This window comes from Aromatoleum anaerobium, from assembly GCF_012910705.2.
GTDB classification, from domain to species: domain Bacteria; phylum Pseudomonadota; class Gammaproteobacteria; order Burkholderiales; family Rhodocyclaceae; genus Aromatoleum; species Aromatoleum anaerobium.
Genome location: NZ_WTVG02000040.1, coordinates 666,423 through 687,923 on the forward strand (window position 1 = coordinate 666,423; position 21,501 = coordinate 687,923).

The following is a 21,501-nucleotide window of genomic DNA, read 5'->3' on the forward strand; positions in this document are numbered from 1 at the left end:
AAACGTTAAGTACTTGTTTTATAAATATTTTTAATTTTTTGCCTTATCGGCCTTTACACGCTATTCTTCGGCCACCTTCAGACCACTCCAAAAAAGACCATGAGCATCGCTATCCATCATCAGGCCAAGGGCAAGACCGACGTATCCACGCTGGCGCCGCAGGAGATTTCTGGTGAAGTCCTGGTCGAAAAATACGCCAAGGGTGACGAACAGAGCGTGGGCGAAGTGCGCGCACGGGTGGCACGTGCGCTGGCGATTGTCGAAGCCGAAGACAAGCGCGCACACTGGGAAGCGAAATTTCTCGAAGCCCAGGAAAAAGGCTTCGTGCCCGCCGGCCGCATCAACAGCGCTGCCGGAACGAACCTTCAGGCAACGCTGATCAACTGCTTCGTCCAGCCGGTCGGGGATTCGGTGACCGAAGCGGTCGATGGACGCCCCGGGATCTACACCGCCCTTGCGCAGGCAGCAGAAACGATGCGTCGCGGCGGCGGCGTCGGCTACGACTTTTCCAGCATCCGGCCCAAGGGCGCGCTGGTCCGGGGCACGCTTTCGAATGCCTCCGGCCCGGTGTCCTACATGCGCGTGTTCGATCGTTCGTGCGAAACCGTCGAATCGGCAGGTGCCCGTCGTGGTGCGCAGATGGGCGTGCTGCGCTGCGACCATCCGGACATCGAGGAATTCATCCACGCCAAGGATCATGGCGACCTGACCAACTTCAACATCTCGGTGGGCGTGACCGACGCATTCATGAAAGCCGTCGACACCGATACCGACGTCGAACTTGCGCACAAAGCCGAGCCGATCGAGGAGCTGAAGGCGGCCGGCGCCTACCAGCGTGACGACGGCCTGTGGGTCTACCGCAAGCTGCCCGCGCGCGAACTGTGGGACCAGATCATGCGTTCGACGTACGACCACGCCGAGCCGGGAATCCTGTTTCTCGACCGGATGAACCAGGACAACAACCTTCACTACTGCGAGACGATCGAGGCGACCAACCCTTGCGCCGAACAGCCCCTGCCGCCGTACGGCTGCTGCGACCTCGGTTCGATCAACCTCACGCCGTTCGTGAAGCACCCCTTCACGGACAAGGCGGAATTCGATTACCCGGCGTTCGGCAAGGTCGTCGACGTCGCGATCCGTATGCTCGACAACGTGCTCGATGTCACGCACTGGCCGCTGCCGCAACAGGAAAACGAAGCGCAGTCGAAACGGCGCGTCGGCCTCGGCTTCACGGGACTTGGCGACGCCCTGATCATGCTGTGCAAGCGCTACGATTCGCCCGAAGCGCGCGCCGTGGCGACGAAGATCTCGGAGTACATGCGGGACCGAGCCTACCTCGCGTCGATCGAGCTTGCGAAGGAGCGTGGCGCTTTCCCGCTGTTCAACGCCGATCTGTACCTGTCCGGCGGCAACTTCGCATCGCGCCTGCCCGCCGACGTCAAGGACCGGATACGCAAGCACGGGCTGCGCAATTCCCATCTTCTCTCGATCGCCCCGACTGGTACGATCTCGCTCGCTTTTGCCGACAACGCGTCGAACGGCATCGAGCCGCCGTTCTCCTACACCTACACGCGCCGCAAGCGCATGGCCGACGGGACCTACAAGGAATACGCGGTCGAGGACTACGCGTGGCGGCTCTTCAAGCACCTCGGCGGCAACGTCGACGAGCTCCCGCCCTATTTCGTCACCGCGCTCGAAATTTCCGCCCAGGCGCACAAGGACATGGTCGCAGCGGTCGCCCCGTACGTTGACACGTCGATCTCGAAGACGGTGAACGTGCCCGAAGACTACCCGTATGCGGAGTTCGAGGACCTCTACCTTTCCGCGTGGAAGGCCGGTCTCAAGGGTCTTGCGACCTATCGCCCGAACTCAGTGCTCGGTTCGGTGCTGTCGGTGACGCCATCCGCCGGCCCGAAGCAGCCGCAGGACATTGAATTTTCCGGCCCGAACAAGCGCTTGGCGATCAAGAGCCTGCCTGCCCCGGTGCTGTCGAGCCTGCGCTGGCCCGGCCGCCCTGAATTGCCCGACGGCAACCTCGCGTGGACCTACATGCTCGGCACGCCGCAAGGTGAATTCGCGCTGTTCGTCGGCCACATCGAAACCGAAACCCAAGGCGTCGGCGGCTTCCCGTTCGAGGTCTGGGTCAATGGCGCCGACCAGCCGCGCGGACTTGGCGCAGTCGCCAAGACGCTGTCGATGGACATGCGCACCAACGACCATGGCTGGCTGAAGCTGAAGCTCGAAACGCTGGCCATGACGATCGGCGAAAAATCGTTCGAGATGCCGTTCCCGCCCCACGGCGAGAAAAAACTCTTCCCGGGTGTCGTCTCCGCCTTCGCCCAAGTCGTGCGCTATCGTTGCGAGCGCCTCGGCGCGCTCGCCGTCGAGGGACCGACCCCGGTGCTCGATACGCTGTTCAGCCTGCAGGAGCCGAAGACCGGCACCGATGGCACGCTGTCCTGGACTGTCGACATCCAGAACCCTGCTACCGGCGAAGACTTTGTACTCGGGATGAAGGAGATCACGCTACCGGCCCAGGACGACTTCTCGGTGGGCGTCACCCGGCCGTACTCGCTGTGGCTCTCGGGCAATTACCCCCGCGCGCTCGACGGGCTGACCCGTATCCTGTCGCTCGACATGCGGGTCATGGACCCGGCGTGGATTGGCATGAAGCTGCGCAAGCTGCTGAACTACCCGGAACCCCTCGGTGACTTCATGGCGTTCGTGCCCGGGACGAAGCGCCAACAGAACTACCCGAGCACCGTTGCGTACATGGCGCGGCTGATCATCCACCGCTACGCGATGCTCGGCGTTCTCGACGAAAAGGGTTATCCGGTGCGCGAGATGGGGATTCTCGAGGCGCCACGCGAGAACAGCGACCCGAAAGTCATGCAGGGCGCGTTGTGCGCCGAATGCGGGAATTATTCGGTGATCCGCAAGGACGGCTGCGATTTCTGTACCGCCTGCGGTGCCGTCGGGACCTGCGGCTGAGGAGCCAAACAAAAGCCCGCGACTGGAAAATCGCGGGCTTTTGTTCATCGGAAAACAGCAAGAGGCAAAGCGAGGCACGCCTTGCCTCGAAACCGTTCAGCTGCCGCCAGCCGGCCCCACCGCCAGACCCAGCGCGCGAAAGCCACGGAACAGCGCAACGATGCTCTTGCCGTCCGTGATGCGTCCGTCCTGCGCAGCCTCCAGCGCCTCCTCGACGGAAAGGGTCAGGACCTCGAGAAATTCACCGTCGTCCAGGGCATCCCCGACATGCGAGAGGCCGCGCGCGAGAAAAATCTCGATGCGTTCGTCCGAATAACCGATGCACGGGTGCATCACACCCAGATACTGCCATTCGTCCGCCTCGTAGCCGGTCTCTTCCCGCAGTTCCCGGCAAGCACAACTCAGCAGGTCTTCGCCGGCATCGATCTTTCCGGCCGGCAGTTCGAGAAAAGCACGCCGAAGCGGGTAGCGATACTGGCGCTCGAACAGCAGCCTGCCGTCGGGAAGCACCGCAAGTACCACCACCGCACCGGGATGCCGCACATATTCGCGCATCGATTCCGCCCCGTCGGGCAGCCTGACCCGATCGCGTCGGACTTTCAGCAACGCCCCCTCGAAAACCGGCTCGGAGTCGAGTTCGAGTTCTTCGAGCGGGTCCCGCTCAGAGGGAGGCGAGCAACGCATAGGCGCAGACCGACATCAGCCCCTGGGGCAGCAGGCCGAGTACCGCGATCGCCAGACCGTTGGCCGAAAGCATCACGCGTACTTCGGCCGGAGCACGGATCGGCGCGGAGTCGGTGGGTTCGTCGAAATACATGACCTTCACGACGCGCAGGTAGTAATACGCACCGATCACCGACATCACCACAGCCAGCACGGCGAGCCACACATAGCCCGCTGCGACGACCGCCTGGAGCACGGACAGTTTCGCGAAGAACCCGATGAAGAACGGAATGCCCGCCATCGAGAACATGACGATCATCATCATTGCGGCGAACCACGAACTACGCTTGTTCAGCCCCTTGAAGTCGTCGATATTCTCGGCTTCGAACCCCGCACGCGACAGCAGGATCACCATTCCGAACGAGGCAAGGCTCATGATCACGTACGACACGGCGTAGAACATCGCCGAACTGTAGGCGTTGAGTGCGAAATGGCGGTCGCCCTCCACCACGCCGGAAAGCAGGCCCAGCAGCACGAAGCCCATGTGCGAAATGCCCGAATACGCCAGCATCCGCTTGATGCTCGACTGGGCGATCGCCGCGAAGTTGCCTAGAATGATCGACAGCACGGCGAGGAACATCAGCATCGACTGCCACTGTTCTGCCAGTTCGAACAGGCCATACACCAGCAACCGCATCGTCATGGCAAACGCGGCAAGCTTCGGTGCCGACGAGATCATCAGCGTCACGGCGGTCGGGGCGCCTTGATAGACGTCGGGCACCCACATGTGGAAAGGCACCACCCCCAGCTTGAATGCGATTCCCGCGACCAGGAACACCACGCCGAACAACAGCACGGTCTTGTTTGCGGCCTGGTGATAGATCGACTGCGCGATCCCCGAGAACTCGAGGCTGCCGGTCGCGCCATAAACCATCGACATGCCGTACAGCAGCAGCCCGGACGCGAGCGCGCCGAGCACGAAATACTTCATCGCCGCTTCGGTCGAGCGAGCCGACTCGCGGTCGAACGCCACCATCCCGTAGAGCGACAGCGACATCATCTCCAGTCCGATGTACAGCGACAACATGTGGTTCGACGTGACCATCACCATCATGCCGAGCGTCATCAGCAGCGTGAGCAGATAGTATTCGGGGCGATCGATGTTGCGGTCGGCGAGGTAGCCTCGCCCGTACAGCAGGGCGATCGCGACGGTGAAGTAGATCATGACCTTCAGGAAATCCCCCATCAGGTCTGAAATGAACATGTTGCTGAAAGTCAACGTGACCTGACCGTCCATCGTCCCAATCGTGATCAACGCGGCGACGACCAGGGTCGTCTGGGTCAGATAGTAGGCCAGACCGCGTGCAATCCGCCGCGCAAAGGTCGTCGCCATCATGATGATGAGCGCCATCACGGCAACAAAAATCTCGGCCGCCGCGGGGTAGAAGTCGGGAATAACAAAATTCATCTTCTGACCAGTCCGAAAAAAGTCTCGCCCGCTCGATTAGAGCTTGCTTACGGCAACGTGCCGCAGGAGTTCATTGACCGAAGCATGCATGACTTCGGTAAAGGGATATGGATACAAGCCCATTGCCAGCACGCACAGAGCCAGAACCCCGAGGAACGCGAACTCTCGCCCGTCGATATCATTCAGCTGCGCCACATGGCTGTTGCCGACCACGCCGAACATCACGCGCTTGTACATCCAGAGGGTGTATGCGGCGCCGAGAATCAGCGTAATCGCTGCCGCAAACGCGACCCAGAAATTGAACTGCACCGCACCGAGAACGACCATGAACTCGCCGACGAAGCCGCTGGTACCGGGCAACCCGGCATTGGCCATCGCAAACAGCATGAAGAATGCGGCGAACTTCGGCATCACCTTCACCACCCCGCCGTAATCGGCGATGTTGCGCGAGTGCATGCGGTCGTAAAGCACGCCGATGCAAAGGAACATCGCGCCCGAGACGAAGCCGTGCGAAATCATCTGCACCAGCGCGCCCTCGAGGCCGATGGTGTTGAACATGAAGAACCCGAGCGTGACGAAACCCATGTGCGAGATCGACGAGTACGCGACGAGCTTCTTCATGTCCGTCTGCACGAGGGCGACGAAGCCGATATAGACCACCGCTATCAGTGACAGCGTAATCATCATCGGTGCCATCGCCTGGGCCGCGTCTGGGACGATTGGCAGCGAAAAACGCAGGAAACCGTACGCACCAAGCTTCAGCGCGATTGCCGCCAGCACCACGGAACCCCCGGTCGGCGCCTCGACGTGCGCATCGGGCAGCCACGTATGAACCGGCCACATCGGCACCTTCACCGCGAACGCGATGAGGAAGGCCCAGAAAATCAGCGTCTGCGGCCCCATCCCGAGCGGCAGCTGGTGCCAGTCGAGAATGTTGAAACTGCCACCGGCCTCCATGAACAGATACAGCAACGCAATCAGCATCAGCAGCGAGCCGAGCAGCGTATAGAGGAAGAACTTGATCGCTGCGTACACCCGGTTCGCGCCGCCCCAGATCCCGATGACCAGATACAGCGGGATCAGCGAAGCCTCGAAGAACGTGTAGAACAGCACGGCGTCCAGTGCCGAGAAGATGCCGTTCATCAGGCCCGACATGATCAGGAAGGCAGCCATGTACTGCGCCACCTTCTCCCGGATCACCTGCCATCCCGCGATCACCACCATGATCGTGATGAACGCGTTCAACAGGATGAACAGGACCGAAATTCCGTCGACCCCGAGGTGGTAATTGATGTTGAAGCGCGGAATCCACGGCAGGATCTCGACGAACTGCATCGCGCTGGTACTCGCGTCGAACTGCGAGTACAGCGGCAACGTCACGAGGAAACCGGCAATGGCGACCAGCATGGCCAAGAATCGCGCCAGCGGCGCATTACGATCCGACCCGGTCGCTAGCACGAGCAACCCCCCCAGGATCGGTACCCAGATCGCAAGGCTCAGGAATGGCAAACCCGTCATCGTTACTTTCCGTCAAGTGCGTCGACGACCGACGCGCGTTTATCGTTATTCACTGTTCCGACCCGTTCAACCGAGATTGAACCAGAAGGTGAGCAGGATGAAGACCCCGATGATCATTGCGAACGCGTACTGGTAGAGGTGCCCGGTCTGGAACAGCCGGCTGATCTGTGCGACCCAGCCGACCAGCCTGGCGGTCCCGTTCACCGCAATTCCGTCGATCAACCCCTGGTCGCCGCCCTTCCATAATCCCTTGCCGAGTTGTCGCGAGCCGCCGGCAAAAACGATTTCGTTGAAACGATCGAAGAAATACTTGTTCTCGAGCAGCGCATGCAGCGGCTGGAAGGTGCGCTGTATCGCCGCCGGAATGTCCGGGCGCACCATATAGAAGAACCATGCGAGCCCGACGCCGCCCATCGCGAGCCAGAACGGCGCGGTCTGCAGCCCGTGGATCGCCATGGCCACCGGCCCGTGGAAGTTCTCAGCCAGTTCGGACAGACCGACGTGGTTGGCGCCGACGTGAATCACGCCCTTGAACCATTCTCCGAACAGCATCGGCTCGATCGTGAAGAACCCGATCACGACCGACGGAATCGCGAGCAGCACCAGCGGCAGCGTGACGACCCACGGCGACTCGTGAGGCTTCTGTCCGGGGGCCAGGCCATGATGGTGATCGGTCGACGGTTCCTCGTCGTCATGATCGCCGACATGCTCATGGTGTCCATGGTTGTTGCCGAACCGCTCCTTGCCGTGGAAAACAAGGAAATACATGCGGAACGAATAAAATGCGGTGATGAAGACACCGAACAGCACACAGAACAGCGCGTAGCCGGCACCCGGAATCGTCGAAGCATGCACCGCCTCGATGATCGAGTCCTTCGAATAGAAACCCGCGAAGAACGGAAAGCCGATCAGCGCGAGCGACCCCAGCAGCGACGTGAACCAGGTCACGGGCATGTACTTCCACAGGCCGCCCATGTTGCGCATGTCCTGATCGTGATGCATGCCGATGATGACCGAACCGGCGCCGAGGAACAGCAGCGCCTTGAAGAATGCGTGCGTCATCAGATGGAACACTGCCGCCGAATACGCCGAGACGCCCAGGGCGACGGTCATGTAGCCCAGTTGCGAGAGCGTCGAGTACGCGACGACGCGCTTGATGTCGTTCTGGACGATGCCGAGGAAACCCATGAACAGGGCGGTGGTCGCGCCGATCACGAGCACGAACGACAGCGCGACGTCCGACAGTTCGAACAGCGGCGACATGCGCGCGACCATGAAAATCCCGGCCGTCACCATCGTCGCCGCGTGAATCAGCGCGGAAATCGGTGTCGGGCCTTCCATCGAATCGGGAAGCCAGACATGCAGCGGGACCTGCGCGGATTTGCCCATCGCGCCGATGAACAGGCAGATGCAGATCGCGGTGATCAGCGGCCAGCCTGTAACCGCCATGTCCTGCGCGGCGAGTTCGCCCGCCTTGGCGAATACTTCGGCGTAATCGAGGCTCCCAGCGTAGGCGGCGATCAGGCCGATGCCGAGCAGGAACCCGAAGTCGCCCACGCGGTTGACCAGGAACGCCTTGAGGTTCGCGTAGATCGCGGTCGGACGCTCATACCAGAAGCCGATAAGCAGGTACGAAACGAGACCCACTGCTTCCCAGCCGAAGAACAACTGGAGAAAGTTGTTCGACATGACCAGCATCAGCATCGAGAACGTGAACAGCGAGATATAGCTGAAGAACCGCTGGTAGCCAGGGTCGTCATGCATGTAGCCGATGGTGTAGATATGCACCATCAACGACACGAAGCTCACGACAAGCATCATCATCACGGTCAGCGAGTCGATCAGGAAGCCGACCTCGAGGGTCAGGTTTCCGGTCGTCATCCACGTGTACACGGTTCCGTTGAACGTATTCCCGGCCTGCACATCCTGATAGATCACCACCGATGCCACGAGCGCCACTGCGACGCCGAGGATCGTGACGATGTGCGCGCCCGCGCGTCCGATCAGCTTGCCGAACAGTCCGGCGAGGAGTGCGCCGGCCAGCGGTGCCAGCGGCACCAGGAGATAAAGCTTTTGCATGTCCGTCATCGAGCCGCTTCCTTAACCCTTGAGGCTGTCGAGATCATCCACATGGATCGTCCGCAGATTGCGGAACAACACCACCAGAATCGCAAGACCAATTGCCGATTCTGCTGCTGCCACGGTGAGAATGAAGAAAACAAAAATCTGCCCTGCCAGGTCGCCGAGATAATGCGAAAAGGCAATGAAGTTCAGATTGACCGCGAGCAACATCAACTCGATAGCCATCAGCAGGACGATCAGGTTCTTCCGGTTGAGGAAAATCCCGACCACGCTGATCGCGAACAGGATCGCGCCCAGAACGAGATAGTGGGAAAGCGAAAGCATCAATGACTCCCTGATTGCATCGGCCTAACAGCGGCAGCAGTTCTTATTCTTTCTCGGCGGGCATCGAAATCAGTTCGACGCGATCGCCACGCTTGATCGAAATCTGTTCGGACGGATTGAGATAGCGGACGCCCTTGCGCTTGCGCAGCGTCAGAGTCACCGCGACGATCATCGCCACGAGCAACAACAGCGAAGCCAGCTCGAACGGATACACATAATCGGTGTAGAGCAAGCGCCCCAATTCCCGTGTGTTGCTGTATCCCGCCTGCGCCGCCGGCGGCTCGGGCATTGCTTCCAGTCCGAAGTACCGCCCGCCGAGCACCAGCGCCATTTCGACCACTAGCAGCACCCCGATCAGCGCGCCGACCGGCAGATAGCTCCAGAATCCCTGTCGCAGCCGATCGAGGTTGATGTCCAGCATCATGACGACGAACAGGAACAGCACCATCACCGCGCCCACGTACACCATGACGAGGACAATTGCGAGAAATTCTGCCGCCAGCAACAGCCAGATACCGCCGGCCGTGAAGAACGCCAGCACCAGAAACAATGCTGCCTGCACCGGGTTCCGCGCCGTAATGACCCTCAGCGCGGCAAAGACCATGATCGCGGCGAGAATGTAGAAGACGAAAGTCTTGAAATCCATTTTCTTTATCGTGGCGCCCGTCAGCGCCCTCCCTTAGCGATACTTGGCGTCGGCTTCGCGATCGGCAGCGATCTGTGCTTCATAACGATCGCCCACGGCAAGCAGCATCTGCTTCGTGTAGTAGAGATCGCCGCGTTTTTCACCGTGATACTCGAACACGCGGGTTTCAACCACCGCGTCGACCGGGCACGCTTCCTCGCAGAAACCGCAAAAGATGCACTTGGTGAGGTCGATGTCATAGCGCGTGGTGCGCCGCGATCCATCGTCCCGCTGCTCGGATTCGATCGTGATCGCCAGCGCCGGGCAGATCGCTTCACAAAGCTTGCATGCAATGCAGCGCTCCTCTCCGTTCGGATAGCGACGCGGCGCGTGCAATCCACGGAACCGCGGGCTCGCCGGCGTCTTCTCCTCCGGGAACTGCACAGTAATCTTGCGCGCAAACAGGTGACGCCCGGTCAGCGCCATGCCCTTGATCAGTTCCGTGAGGAACAGGCTACCGATGTAATCCTTCGCACCCATCTTCAGCCTCTCATTTCCAGATCGACAGCGGCGACATCATCCACACTGCCACCACGATCACCCACACCAGGGTGATGGGAATAAATACCTTCCAGCCCAGCCGCATGATGTGGTCGTAACGGAAGCGCGGGAACGTTGCTCGCGCCCACAGGAACACGAACAGGAAAAATGCTGTTTTCAACGCCAGCCAGAAGAACCCATCAGGCAGGAAACTGACCGGGGACAGCCAGCCGCCGACAAACAGCACCGACGTCAGGATCGAGACCAGGATCATGTTCGCGTATTCGGCGAGGAAGAACAGCGCGAACGCCATGCCCGAATACTCGACCATGTGGCCGGCCACAACTTCGGACTCGCCTTCAACGACGTCAAACGGCGCGCGGTTGGTTTCGGCAATGCCCGAAATCAGGAACACGATGAACATCGGAAACAGCGGGATCCAGTTCCACGACAGGAACGACAACCCCATTTCGTGGAATTGACCCTGCCCCTGCGAGCGGACGATGTCAGTGAGGTTGAGGCTCGCCGATATCAACAGCACGCAAATCAGCGCGAAACCCATCGCGACTTCGTACGACACCATCTGTGCCGCAGCACGCATGGAGCCGAGGAACGGGTACTTCGAGTTCGATGCCCAGCCAGCAATAATCACGCCATATACTTCAACCGACGTGATTGCCAGCAGGAAGAGCAACCCCGCATTGACATCGGCAAGCACCATCCCGTCACCGAACGGCACCACTGCCCAGGCTGCCAGCGAGGGCGCGATCGCCAGGATCGGGCCGAGAATGAACAGCCCTTTGCTGGCGCCGGACGGGACGATGATTTCCTTGAAAAGGAGTTTCATCCCGTCGGCGATCGGCTGCAGCAGTCCCTTCGGGCCGACCCGGTTCGGTCCGATCCGGACTTGCATGTAGCCGATGACCTTGCGCTCCGCCAGCGTCAGATACGCGACGCAGATCATCAACGGTGCGATGATCGCGACGATCTTCGCAAGCGTCCACACTGCGGGCCATGCGGGCCCGAACAACTGCGCCACGGGTTCCAGCAAAGCTTCCATCAGACACGCTCCAGGCTGATTTCGCCGCACATCGGGCCGAGGGCCGAGGTCGCAGGGTGAGCGGCCGCGATGCGAACACACTTGTCCGCAACGTTTTCATCGACGACCACGGTCAATTCAGCGGCTCCGCCCTGCTTCACGCGAACACGCGCACCTGCTTCGAATCCCAGGCGCGCCAAAGTCGCCGCGCTCGCACGAACGGACGGCGCCGCGGCATCCCGCGTCTTCTGCAGCGGGGGCGACCGGCGCACCAGCGGATCGGCGAAATAGATTGGCACGTCGCTCACCCGCTCCAGCCCGCCTGCAACAGCAGGGCGCGCCGAAAGCTCAACGCCCGACACGCCGTTCCCCAAGCGCTCGGCGACGTCCGTGGACAGCACTTCCGCGGCGACCGCCTCGGAATCGTTCTGGTCGAACCCTTCCAGTTCGAGCAGGTTGCCGAGAACGCGAAGCACTTTCCAGCCCGGTCGAGCCTCGCCGCGCGGACGCGCGACGGCATTGAAGTTCTGCGCACTGCCCTCGCAATTGACGAACGTGCCGGACGTTTCGGTAAAGGGAGCAATCGGCAGCAGCACGTTTGCACAGGACCGCAGCGCGGGCGACGTGAATGCGGACAGCGCTACGACTAGCCGCGCGCCGCGCAGCGCCGCCATCGTCGCGACAGGATTCGCAAAATCGAGATCCGGCTCGGCGTTGAGCAGCAGATAGGATTTCAGAGGCTGCTCGACCATCTGCCGGGCGTTGAACCCGCCGACGATCGGTGCCGCCTTTGCGAGATACCCGCCGACGCTGTTTGCCGCTTCGCCGATGAAGCCCAGGGATCCGCCGCTCAACCGGGCGATCTCCTGTGCAACGACCTGCAGTTCGGCAGCGAACTCGGACTGTTCGGCAAAGTTGCCCAACCACACGGCGACGCGAGCGCCAGTGCCGAGACTTTGTGCGATGGCACGCGCATCGCTCGAGATTTCCGCAGGCACGAGGGGGGCGATTTCGTCTGCGACCGGCAGGCCTTTTTCGGTCGCCAGAGCTCCCGCGACCTGCAGCAGCATGCCGACCATTGCCGACGGGGCGACCAGCGCCCGGTTCTTGACCGGCAACAACCAGTCGTCGCTCGCGGCATGAATCGCATTCACCTGCAGCCCACGCTTGGCCGCCTGGCGCACGCGCTGCGCAAGCAGCGGCGCGTCCTTGCGGAAGAAGCTGCCGATGATCAGCAGCCGGTTCAGCTCCGTGACCTCGGAGATCGCCATCCCGAGCCACGGAGCGCCCGTCCGATGACCGTCCGCGCGGAAATCCCACTGGCGCAGCCGGAAGTCGATGTTGTCGGTACCGAGCGTGCGCGCGAGTTTCTGCAACAGGTGCAATTCTTCGAGGGTCGAATGGGGCGATGCCAGTGCGCCGATCGTCGCCGGCCCATTCTCCTTCGCCGTCGCGAGCAGGCCGTTTGCGACGAATTCGAGCGCCGCCTGCCAGGCGACCTCTTTCCACTCACCACCCTGCTTGATCATCGGGACCGTCAGGCGATCCTCGCTATTCAAGCCTTCATACGAAAAACGGTCCTTGTCGGACAGCCAGCACTCGTTGATTGCCTCGTTCTCGAGCGGCAGCACACGCTTGACGATATCGTGTTTGACCTGAACGACGAGGTTCGAGCCGAGCGAATCGTGCATGCTGATCGATTTGCGCCGGGAAAGCTCCCATGTCCGCGCGGCGAAACGGAAGGGCTTCGACGTCAGTGCACCGACGGGGCAAAGGTCGATGATGTTGCCCGACAGTTCGGAGTCCAGCGTCTTTTCGATGAACGGCATGATTTCCGCATGCTCGCCACGAAATGCCTGGCCGAGTTCCATCATGCCTGCAATTTCGGTCGTGAATCGCACGCAGCGTGTGCAGTTGATGCAACGCGTCATGTCGGTTGCCACGAGCGGGCCGAGGTTCTTGTTGAACACGACGCGCTTTTCTTCCTCGTAGCGCGACTGGCTGCCGCCGTAACCCACTGCGAGATCCTGCAGCTGGCACTCGCCGCCCTGATCGCAGATCGGGCAATCGAGTGGGTGGTTGATGAGCAGAAACTCCATCACCCCCTTTTGCGCCTTGATCGCCTGGTCCGACCGCGTCCACACCTTCATGCCGTTGGTGACCGGAGTCGCGCACGCGGGCAGCGGCTTCGGCGCCTTTTCGACCTGAACGAGGCACATGCGGCAATTTGCCGCGATGGACAGTTTCTTGTGATAACAGAAGTGCGGAATGTATGCACCGATCTTGGTCGCGGCATCCATCACGGTGCTGCCATCCTCGACCGATACCTGCTTGCCGTCGATTTCGATCTCTAGCATCACGGACTCACGTAGATTTGGCTGCCCAGGTACTGAACCTCGGGCGGCACTAGACATTTCTTGTTTTCGATGTGGTACTCGAACTCCGAGCCGAAGTGCTTGATAAAACTCTGCACCGGCATCGACGCGGCATCACCGAGGGCGCAAATGGTGCGTCCCATGATATTGCCGGTCACCGAGTTGAGCAGATCGAGATCGTCCCGACGTCCCAGCCCGTTCTCGATCCGATGAACCACCCGATAAAGCCAACCGGTTCCCTCGCGGCACGGCGTGCACTGCCCGCAGGATTCCTCGAAGTAGAAATACGACAGGCGCTCGAGCGCCTTCACCATGCACGTGGTCTCGTCCATGACGATCACCGCGCCTGAACCGAGCATCGAGCCCGCCTTGGCGATGGAGTCATAGTCCATCGTGCAGTCCATCATCGCGGCTGCCGGCAGCACAGGCGATGACGAGCCGCCGGGAATCACGGCCTTGAGCTTGCGTCCGCCGCGCATTCCGCCCGCCATTTCAAGCAACTCCGCAAAGGGAGTGCCCATCCCGATCTCGTAATTCCCCGGACGATTGACGTGCCCCGAAATCGAGAACAGCTTCGTGCCGCCGTTGTTCGGCTTCCCGAGGTTGAGAAAATTCTCGCCGCCCATATTGACGATGAACGGCACCGACGCGAATGTTTCGGTGTTGTTGATCGTCGTGGGCTTGCCGTAAAGGCCATAGCTTGCCGGAAAGGGCGGCTTGAAGCGGGGCTGCCCTTTCTTGCCTTCGATCGACTCGAGCAGCGCGGTCTCTTCACCGCAGATGTAAGCACCGTAGCCGTGGTGCGCGAACAATTCGAACGAAAAATCCGAACCCAGGATTTTCTGCCCGAGCAGGCCCGCTTCACGCGCTTCGGCCAGCGCCTCCTCGAAGCGCTCGTAGATCTCGAAAATCTCGCCGTGGATGTAGTTGTAGCCCCGTTCGCATCCCATCGCATACGCCGCGATCGTCATGCCCTCGATGACGCTGTGCGGGTTGTAGCGAAGAATATCGCGGTCCTTGAAAGTGCCCGGCTCGCCCTCGTCGGAATTACAGGCGAGGTATTTCGCTCCCGGGAATGAACGCGGCATGAAGCTCCATTTGAGTCCGGTGGGAAAACCCGCACCCCCGCGTCCGCGCAGCGAAGAAGCCTTCAATTCGGCGATGATCGTTTCGGCCGGAATCTTTTCCGCGATGATTTTTTTCAGAGCGGAATAACCACCGCGTCCGAGATAGTCCTGTAACCGCCAGGTACGGTCGCCGTCGACCCCGGCGAGAATAAGTCCGCATGCGCTCATTTGTCTTCCAGATCGGCCAGCAGTTGATCGATCTTTTCCGTCGTCATCCAGCTGCACATGTGGTGATTATTCACCAGCAGCACTGGAGCGTCGCCACAGGCCCCCATGCATTCACCCTCCTTGAGGGTGAATTTGCCGTCCGGCGTGGTCTCGTTGAAATCGATCCCGAGCTTCTGCTTGACATAATCGGCCGCATGCACACCGCCCGACAGGGCGCACGGGAGGTTGGTGCACACCGTGATCTTGTGGCGTCCCACCGGCTGAAGATCGTACATGTTGTAGAAACTCGCCACCTCGTAAGCAGCGATTGCCGGCATATCGAGATAGCCGGCGACAAATTCGATCGTCTCTTTCGCCAGCCAACCCATTTCAAGCTGGGCGATGCGCAACGCCGACATTACCGCCGACTGTTTCTGATCGGGCGGATATTTCGCGATCTCGCGATCGATCTGTTGTAGCGATTCCTGACTCAGCATTTCGTGTTCGTCTTCCCGGATTGCCTGCCGACGTTTGTCATGCCAGTTCGTTCAGCGGTCGATTTCGCCGAACACCACATCCATCGTGCCGATGATCGCGACCACGTCCGCAATCATGTGGCCGCGGGCGATCTCGTCCATCGCCGCCAGATGCGCGAACCCCGGCGCCCTGAGTTTCAGACGATAAGGCTTGTTGGCGCCATCGGAGACGGCATAGACGCCGAATTCACCCTTCGGGTGTTCAATTGCCGCATACACCTCGCCGCTCGGGACATGCATGCCTTCGGTGAAGAGCTTGAAATGGTGGATCAGCTCCTCCATGTTGCCCTTCATCCTCTCGCGCGGCGGCGGCGCAACCTTGTAGTTGTCCGCGATGACCGGTCCCGGATTCTTGCGCAACCAGTCGATACACTGCTTGACGATCCGGTTCGACTGGCGCATCTCTTCCATGCGGCACAAATAACGGTCGTAACAATCGCCGTTCTTCCCGACCGGAATGTCGAAGTCCATGCGGTCGTATACTTCGTAAGGCTGTTTTTTGCGCAGGTCCCATGCGACGCCGGAACCCCGCAGCATCGGCCCGGTGAATCCCCAGGCCTTGGCCTGCTCGGGCGTGACCACACCGATACCCACCGTGCGCTGTTTCCAGATCCGGTTGTCGGTGAGGAGTGTCTCGTAGTCGTCGCAATAGCCGAGGAACCGGGTGGTGAAATCCTCCAGGAAATCGAGCAACGAACCCTGGCGGTTGTCATTCAGTTCCCGGACGGTATTCGCATTCTTGAACTTGTTAACAGCATATTGCGGCATACGATCCGGCAGATCGCGATAAACGCCACCGGGACGGTAATACGCGGCATGCATCCGCGCGCCCGAAACCGCCTCGTAGGCATCCATCAAATCTTCACGCTCGCGGAACGTATACAGCACCATCGTCATCGCACCGATATCGAGCGCGTGCGTGCCGATACCGAGGAGGTGATTCAAAATCCGGGTGACTTCGTCGAACATAACCCGGATGTATTGGGCACGGATCGGCACTTCGAGCCCCAGCAGGCGCTCGATCGCCATGCAGTAGGCGTGCTCGTTGCACATCATGGACACATAGTCGAGCCGGTCCATATAAGGAACCGATTGCACCCAGGTGCGTGTTTCCGCGAGTTTCTCCGTTCCGCGATGGAGCAGGCCGATATGCGGATCGGCACGCACCACGACCTCGCCGTCGAGCTCAAGCACTAAGCGAAGCACGCCATGGGCAGAAGGGTGTTGCGGACCGAAGTTGATCGTGTAATTGCGAATCTCAGCCATTGCCGACATCCCCGTAGTTCTCTTCGCGCACGATGCGCGGCGTGTTCTCACGCGGCTCGATGGTCACTGGCTGATACACCACCCTTCCCTGCTCGGGGTCGTAACGCATCTCGACGTAGCCGGAAACAGGAAAATCCTTGCGGAACGGATAACCCACGAATCCGTAATCCGTCAAGATTCGGCGCAGGTCCGGATGGCCGGCAAACATGATGCCATAGAGATCGAATGCCTCACGCTCGTACCAGTTGACACCCGGCCACACCCCAACCAGCGACTCGAGTACCGGAAATGCGTCGTCATCGGCGAATGCACGCAACCGAATCCGCCAGTTATGCGTGATCGAAAGCAGATGCACGGCGACAGCGAACCGTCTTCCCGCCCAGACTCCGTTTCCGTAAGCCGAATAATCCAGACCGGTAAGATCGACCAGTTCCTCGAACCGCAGATCGCGATGATCCCGCAGCAGTTGCGCAACGGGGAGGTAATCGGCCGCCGCGACTTCGAGCGTAACCTCACCACGGTCAACGACCACCGACCGTACCTTCGCACCCAGGATATTTTGCAGCGAACTGCTCAGACGTTCCAGCTTCGAGCTCATAAATGGGCCACCTGTCACCGCGCTATGGTGTTAGTGCGCTTGATCTTGTTCTGCAACTGAATGATGCCGTACAGCAACGCTTCTGCGGTCGGCGGGCAGCCGGGCACGTAGACATCGACCGGTACGATGCGATCACACCCCCTTACGACCGAATACGAGTAGTGATAATAGCCACCGCCATTGGCACAGGAGCCCATCGAGATCACCCAGCGAGGCTCGGCCATCTGGTCATAAACCTTGCGCAATGCCGGCGCCATCTTATTGCAAAGCGTGCCCGCCACGATCATGAGATCCGACTGCCGCGGACTGGGACGAAACACCACGCCGAAGCGGTCAAGATCGTATCGTGCGCAGCCTGCGTGGATCATTTCGACGGCACAGCAGGCCAGGCCGAAGGTCATTGGCCACAGAGAACCCGTGCGCGTCCAGTTGATCACCGCATCGAGCGAGGTGGTAACAAATCCCTCGCGAAAAACGCCCTCAATGCTCATGCATCACTCCCAGTCGAGTGCACCGTTCTTCCACTCGACGACATAGCCGATAACCAGCACGGCGAGAAAAACCATTACCGAACCGAATACAAACCAGGCAATTTCGCCGGCCGCAATGAATTCCTGAAAAACAGTCGCCCAAGGAAACAGAAAGGCAATTTCAAGATCGAAGAGAATGAAAAGAATGGCTATGAGGTAATAGCGCACATCGAATTTCATGCGAGCGTCTTCGAACGCCTCGAAGCCACACTCATAAGGTGACAGCTTCTCACCATCAGGCCGGTAAGGAGCGAGAACACGCCCGAGAATCACGGGAACCAGACCGAATCCCAGACCAACGAGGATGAACATCAGGACAGGAAAGTAGTTTTCCAGCATCGAAACACCCCGTTTTGAAATTAGACTTGCTCTGACTACGCTGTTGTACGGCATGAAAACGCCCGCATTAGCGGGCGATCTTCAATACCTGGTGCCGACGGTGAGACTCGAACTCACACGGCTTTCGCCACCACCCCCTCAAGATGGCGTGTCTACCAATTTCACCACGTCGGCAATATTTGTTACAGCCGCGAAATTATACGACTTTTTCCGCAGTGCGCAAACCCAAAATGAACTTATTTTGGAATCGCCTGCGCCTTCGAATCCTGCGCTCCGCCGCCGTCCGCAGGCTTCGCGTCCGTTGCCGGTGTGGATAAGGTCGAAGCGCCCTCCATCACGCTCGAGGGCTGGCTCGGCTTGTTGCTGGCAAGGTAACTGAGACCCAAACTGGTTATGAAAAAGACCGTGGCAAGGATGCCTGTCGTTCGACTGAGAAAATTAGCCGAACCGGATGATCCGAACACGCTGCCGGAGGCACCGCCGCCGAATGCCGCTCCGGCATCCGCCCCCTTGCCATGCTGCATCAACACCAGTCCGATAATGAACAAGCCTACCAGCACGTGAATCGTCAGAACGATTGAAAAAATATAGTTACTCATCGAGAACCTTTGAAATCACCCACATCGTCGTCCTGCGTAGCTACGGCAGCAGCTTCGCAGATCTCAAGAAATTGCTCGGCAACCAGCGACGCACCGCCAATTAGCCCGCCGTCCGAATCAGGCAGACTGAACAATGCAGCGGCACTGCCTGCCTTCACGCTTCCCCCGTACAGGATTCTGACCGCGCGAGAATTCCCCACGCGACGGGACAACCAGCACCGCACGAATGACAGGATCAACTGGACCTGCTCCGGGGAAGCTGCTCGTCCGGTCCCGATTGCCCATACCGGCTCGTACGCGATCACCAGCCGTGCGAGCGATGCGCCGTCGAGCATCTGGGCCAATGCTTCGAGCTGGCGCAGCAGGACATCTTCTGCATGCCCTGCTTCTCGTTCGACAAGCGACTCCCCGACGCATACGATCGGCACGAGGCCTGCGGCCAGCGCGGCACGGGCCTTTCGCGCAACAAGCAGATCATCCTCACGGAACAACGTACGCCGCTCGGAATGGCCGACGATGACGAAGCGGCAATCGAAGTCCGATAACATTCGCCCGCTGACTTCGCCCGTATACGCCCCGGCATCGAATTCACTCAGATTCTGGGCGCCGAGCATCATTGCACTACCCGACAACGCTCGCTGCCCCTGCGCCAGATAAGGAAACGGAAGGCACAGGGCAGTATCGACGCTGCCGGGACTGCGGCCGACAAGCTGTTCGAAGAGCGCCTGATTGCCTACCAGATCGCCGTTCATCTTCCAGTTGCCGACGACAAGCTTGCGTTCCATGCACTCGAATCCGCTAAATCGGGGCATTCTATCGTGCCCGACCCCGCGGGGTAAAGACGACCCGATGGACTGGCGGCCGCCAGGCTGGGCGGGGTGGGCCACCGATCCATCGCAGAAAAGCCGGTGCGCAGCGCAATCCCTAACCGAAGCGTCCCGTGATGTAGTCCTCGGTTTCCCGGCGAACAGGATTGACAAACAGTTGGCGGGTCCGGCCGAACTCGATCAGTTCTCCGAGATACATGTATGCGGTGAAGTCCGACACCCGCGCCGCCTGTTGCATGTTGTGCGTGACGATCAGAATCGTGACTTTCTGCCGCAGCTGGTCGATGAGTTCCTCGATGCTGGCGGTGGCAATCGGGTCGAGCGCCGAGGTCGGTTCGTCGAACAGCAGCACTTCGGGATCTGTCGCGAGACAACGCGCGATGCACAGTCGCTGTTGTTGCCCGCCGGACAAGGCAAACGCAGGTTCGTTCAGGCGATGTGCGACTTCCGCCCACAGGGCCGCGCCCTTGAGGGCCTCCTCCACCCGACCGTCGAGGACAGAGCGGCTTTTTTCCCCGCGGATGCGCAGTCCGTACGCCACATTCTCGTAGATCGATTTCGGGAACGGGTTCGGTTTCTGGAACACCATGCCGATTCGCATCCGGACCTCGATCGGATCGACAGCAGGGTCGAGCAGATTGGTGTTGTCCGGCAGCAGCCGGATCGCGCCCTCGTACCGGTTGCCCGGGTAGAGATCGTGCATCCGGTTGCAAGCCCGCAGCAGCGTGGACTTGCCACATCCGGACGGCCCGATGAGCGCCGTAACGTGCTTCTCGTAGACCGGCAGCGTTATGGATTTAAGTGCCTGGAACTGGCCGTAATAAAAACTGAAGTTTTCCGCCGCGGCCTTCACCGGCGGCGTGTCCGGCAAGGACCTGGCGTCGCGTGCATGCGCATTCGGTGCGCCAGCGACGCTCGCGGCAGTTGGTGTCGCTGCCTGCCGGTCGGGTCGATCAATTGAACGCATTGCGATGTTGCCTACCATTTGATGTCCTTGCGCAGATGATAACGAATCCAGATCGAAATCGCGTTCATGGCCAGCGTCATGAGAACGAGGACGAACCCGGCAGCGGCGGCATTCTGCTGGAAAGCCTCCTCGGGACGGGAAGTCCAGTTGAACATCTGGATGGGCATGACAGTGAATCCCGATTTCAGCCACTCGAAGTTGAGCCAGGGAAACTCGGGCCCGATCGGTGACTCCGGCAGGAAAGCGATGAAGGTCAGCGCGCCGATCGTGATGACCGGGGCAGTCTCACCGATCGCACGCGACATGCCGATGATGACGCCGGTAAGGATGCCGGGCATCGAATAGGGCACGATGTGGTCGCGCGTGACCTGCCAGCGCGTCGCGCCGAGCGCATAGGCCCCTTCGCGGATGTGCTGGGGAATCGAGCGTATCGCCTCGCGGGTGGCGACGATGACGACAGGGAGGATCAACAGACCCAGCGTCAGGCCGGCCGAAAGGATGCTCTGGCCCAAGCCGAAAGCGTAGACGAAGACGCCGAGTGCGAGCAATCCGTAGACGATCGAGGGCACACCCGCGAGGTTGGTCACGTTGATTTCTATGAGATCAGTGACCAAACTCCTCGTCGCATATTCCTCGAGATACACCCCTGCGGCGACGCCCAGCGGGACGGCTGACACCGCAGTCACCAGCATCACGAGCACCGAGCCGACCCAGGCGGAGAGGATCCCTGCCTGGCCGGCACGCCGTGACGGGAAAGAGGTAAAGAACTCCGGGGTCAGTCGCTCCCATCCCGCGAAGGCCATCTGCAGAAAGAGCGCGAGAAAGGTCAGCACGCCGATCAGCAGTGCAATGAAACCGAAGATCGCAAAGATCAGATCCCGGCGCTTGTTGCGCCGAATGATGCGTTGAATGCCGGAGAGATCCGCGGGAATCATGCTCA

20 protein-coding genes and 1 tRNA gene are annotated in these 21,501 nt (G+C 60.2%); 1 reads left to right on the forward strand and 20 read right to left on the reverse strand.

Going from position 1 to position 21,501, the window contains the following annotated elements:
- The first annotated feature begins 99 nt into the window (after positions 1-99).
- The gene (locus GO606_RS18625; RefSeq protein ID WP_169117006.1) at positions 100-2,991 is read left to right on the forward strand and encodes an adenosylcobalamin-dependent ribonucleoside-diphosphate reductase; all 2,892 of its coding nucleotides are present in this window, start codon (positions 100-102) and stop codon (positions 2,989-2,991) included.
- A gap of 96 nt (positions 2,992-3,087) precedes the next feature.
- On the opposite strand, the gene GO606_RS18630 is transcribed toward GO606_RS18625, so the two are convergent.
- From GO606_RS18630 to pstA, 20 genes are all read right to left on the reverse strand, one after another.
- Complete coding sequence (locus GO606_RS18630) at positions 3,088-3,675, reverse strand: NUDIX domain-containing protein (protein ID WP_169117005.1); 588 nt, start codon at positions 3,673-3,675, stop codon at positions 3,088-3,090.
- Positions 3,653-5,122 (reverse strand): NADH-quinone oxidoreductase subunit NuoN, encoded by a 1,470-nt coding sequence (gene nuoN / locus GO606_RS18635; protein WP_169117004.1) that lies wholly within the window; start codon positions 5,120-5,122, stop codon positions 3,653-3,655. The genes GO606_RS18630 and nuoN overlap by 23 nt, the downstream gene beginning before the upstream one ends.
- Positions 5,123-5,158: 36 nt before the next feature.
- Positions 5,159-6,640, reverse strand: a complete 1,482-nt coding sequence (locus GO606_RS18640) for an NADH-quinone oxidoreductase subunit M (RefSeq protein ID WP_169117003.1) — start codon at positions 6,638-6,640, stop codon at positions 5,159-5,161.
- 66 nt (positions 6,641-6,706) lie between these two features.
- Positions 6,707-8,728: an NADH-quinone oxidoreductase subunit L gene (gene nuoL / locus GO606_RS18645; RefSeq protein ID WP_169117002.1), complete on the reverse strand. Its 2,022-nt coding sequence runs from the start codon at positions 8,726-8,728 to the stop codon at positions 6,707-6,709.
- 12 nt (positions 8,729-8,740) lie between these two features.
- Positions 8,741-9,046, reverse strand: a complete 306-nt coding sequence (nuoK, locus tag GO606_RS18650; protein ID WP_011238557.1) for an NADH-quinone oxidoreductase subunit NuoK — start codon at positions 9,044-9,046, stop codon at positions 8,741-8,743.
- 43 nt (positions 9,047-9,089) lie between these two features.
- Positions 9,090-9,692: an NADH-quinone oxidoreductase subunit J gene (locus tag GO606_RS18655; RefSeq protein ID WP_169117001.1), complete on the reverse strand. Its 603-nt coding sequence runs from the start codon at positions 9,690-9,692 to the stop codon at positions 9,090-9,092.
- A 33-nt stretch (positions 9,693-9,725) separates the two neighbouring features.
- Positions 9,726-10,211 carry an NADH-quinone oxidoreductase subunit NuoI gene (nuoI, locus tag GO606_RS18660; protein ID WP_169117000.1) on the reverse strand — a complete coding sequence of 162 codons (486 nt, stop codon included), beginning with the start codon at positions 10,209-10,211 and terminating at the stop codon, positions 9,726-9,728.
- Between the two features lie 10 nt (positions 10,212-10,221).
- Positions 10,222-11,271, reverse strand: a complete 1,050-nt coding sequence (gene nuoH / locus GO606_RS18665; RefSeq protein WP_169116999.1) for an NADH-quinone oxidoreductase subunit NuoH — start codon at positions 11,269-11,271, stop codon at positions 10,222-10,224.
- On the reverse strand, positions 11,271-13,607 hold the full coding sequence (gene nuoG / locus GO606_RS18670) for an NADH-quinone oxidoreductase subunit NuoG (RefSeq protein WP_169116998.1): 2,337 nt from the start codon (positions 13,605-13,607) through the stop codon (positions 11,271-11,273). The genes nuoH and nuoG overlap by 1 nt, the downstream gene beginning before the upstream one ends.
- The gene (nuoF, locus tag GO606_RS18675; protein WP_169117061.1) at positions 13,607-14,920 is read right to left on the reverse strand and encodes an NADH-quinone oxidoreductase subunit NuoF; all 1,314 of its coding nucleotides are present in this window, start codon (positions 14,918-14,920) and stop codon (positions 13,607-13,609) included. The genes nuoG and nuoF overlap by 1 nt, the downstream gene beginning before the upstream one ends.
- Entirely contained in the window at positions 14,917-15,396 is a 480-nt protein-coding gene (gene nuoE, locus GO606_RS18680; protein ID WP_169116997.1) for an NADH-quinone oxidoreductase subunit NuoE, read from the reverse strand. The genes nuoF and nuoE overlap by 4 nt, the downstream gene beginning before the upstream one ends.
- Before the next feature lie 51 nt (positions 15,397-15,447).
- Positions 15,448-16,701 (reverse strand): NADH-quinone oxidoreductase subunit D, encoded by a 1,254-nt coding sequence (locus GO606_RS18685; protein WP_169116996.1) that lies wholly within the window; start codon positions 16,699-16,701, stop codon positions 15,448-15,450.
- Positions 16,694-17,299 (reverse strand): NADH-quinone oxidoreductase subunit C, encoded by a 606-nt coding sequence (locus GO606_RS18690; protein ID WP_169116995.1) that lies wholly within the window; start codon positions 17,297-17,299, stop codon positions 16,694-16,696. The genes GO606_RS18685 and GO606_RS18690 overlap by 8 nt, the downstream gene beginning before the upstream one ends.
- 14 nt (positions 17,300-17,313) lie before the next feature.
- Positions 17,314-17,790, reverse strand: a complete 477-nt coding sequence (locus GO606_RS18695; protein ID WP_011238548.1) for a NuoB/complex I 20 kDa subunit family protein — start codon at positions 17,788-17,790, stop codon at positions 17,314-17,316.
- A 3-nt stretch (positions 17,791-17,793) separates the two neighbouring features.
- The gene (gene ndhC, locus GO606_RS18700; RefSeq protein WP_011238547.1) at positions 17,794-18,168 is read right to left on the reverse strand and encodes an NADH-quinone oxidoreductase subunit A; all 375 of its coding nucleotides are present in this window, start codon (positions 18,166-18,168) and stop codon (positions 17,794-17,796) included.
- 89 nt (positions 18,169-18,257) lie between these two features.
- A tRNA-Leu gene (locus GO606_RS18705) sits at positions 18,258-18,342 on the reverse strand.
- Between the two features lie 62 nt (positions 18,343-18,404).
- On the reverse strand, positions 18,405-18,767 hold the full coding sequence (gene secG / locus GO606_RS18710) for a preprotein translocase subunit SecG (RefSeq protein WP_169116994.1): 363 nt from the start codon (positions 18,765-18,767) through the stop codon (positions 18,405-18,407).
- Positions 18,764-19,552 carry a triose-phosphate isomerase gene (gene tpiA, locus GO606_RS18715; protein WP_169116993.1) on the reverse strand — a complete coding sequence of 263 codons (789 nt, stop codon included), beginning with the start codon at positions 19,550-19,552 and terminating at the stop codon, positions 18,764-18,766. Before tpiA ends, secG begins: the two co-directional genes overlap by 4 nt.
- Positions 19,553-19,691: 139 nt before the next feature.
- Entirely contained in the window at positions 19,692-20,561 is an 870-nt protein-coding gene (gene pstB, locus GO606_RS18720; protein ID WP_169117060.1) for a phosphate ABC transporter ATP-binding protein PstB, read from the reverse strand.
- An 11-nt stretch (positions 20,562-20,572) separates the two neighbouring features.
- Entirely contained in the window at positions 20,573-21,496 is a 924-nt protein-coding gene (gene pstA, locus GO606_RS18725) for a phosphate ABC transporter permease PstA (protein WP_169116992.1), read from the reverse strand.
- Between the last annotated feature and the right edge of the window lie 5 nt (positions 21,497-21,501).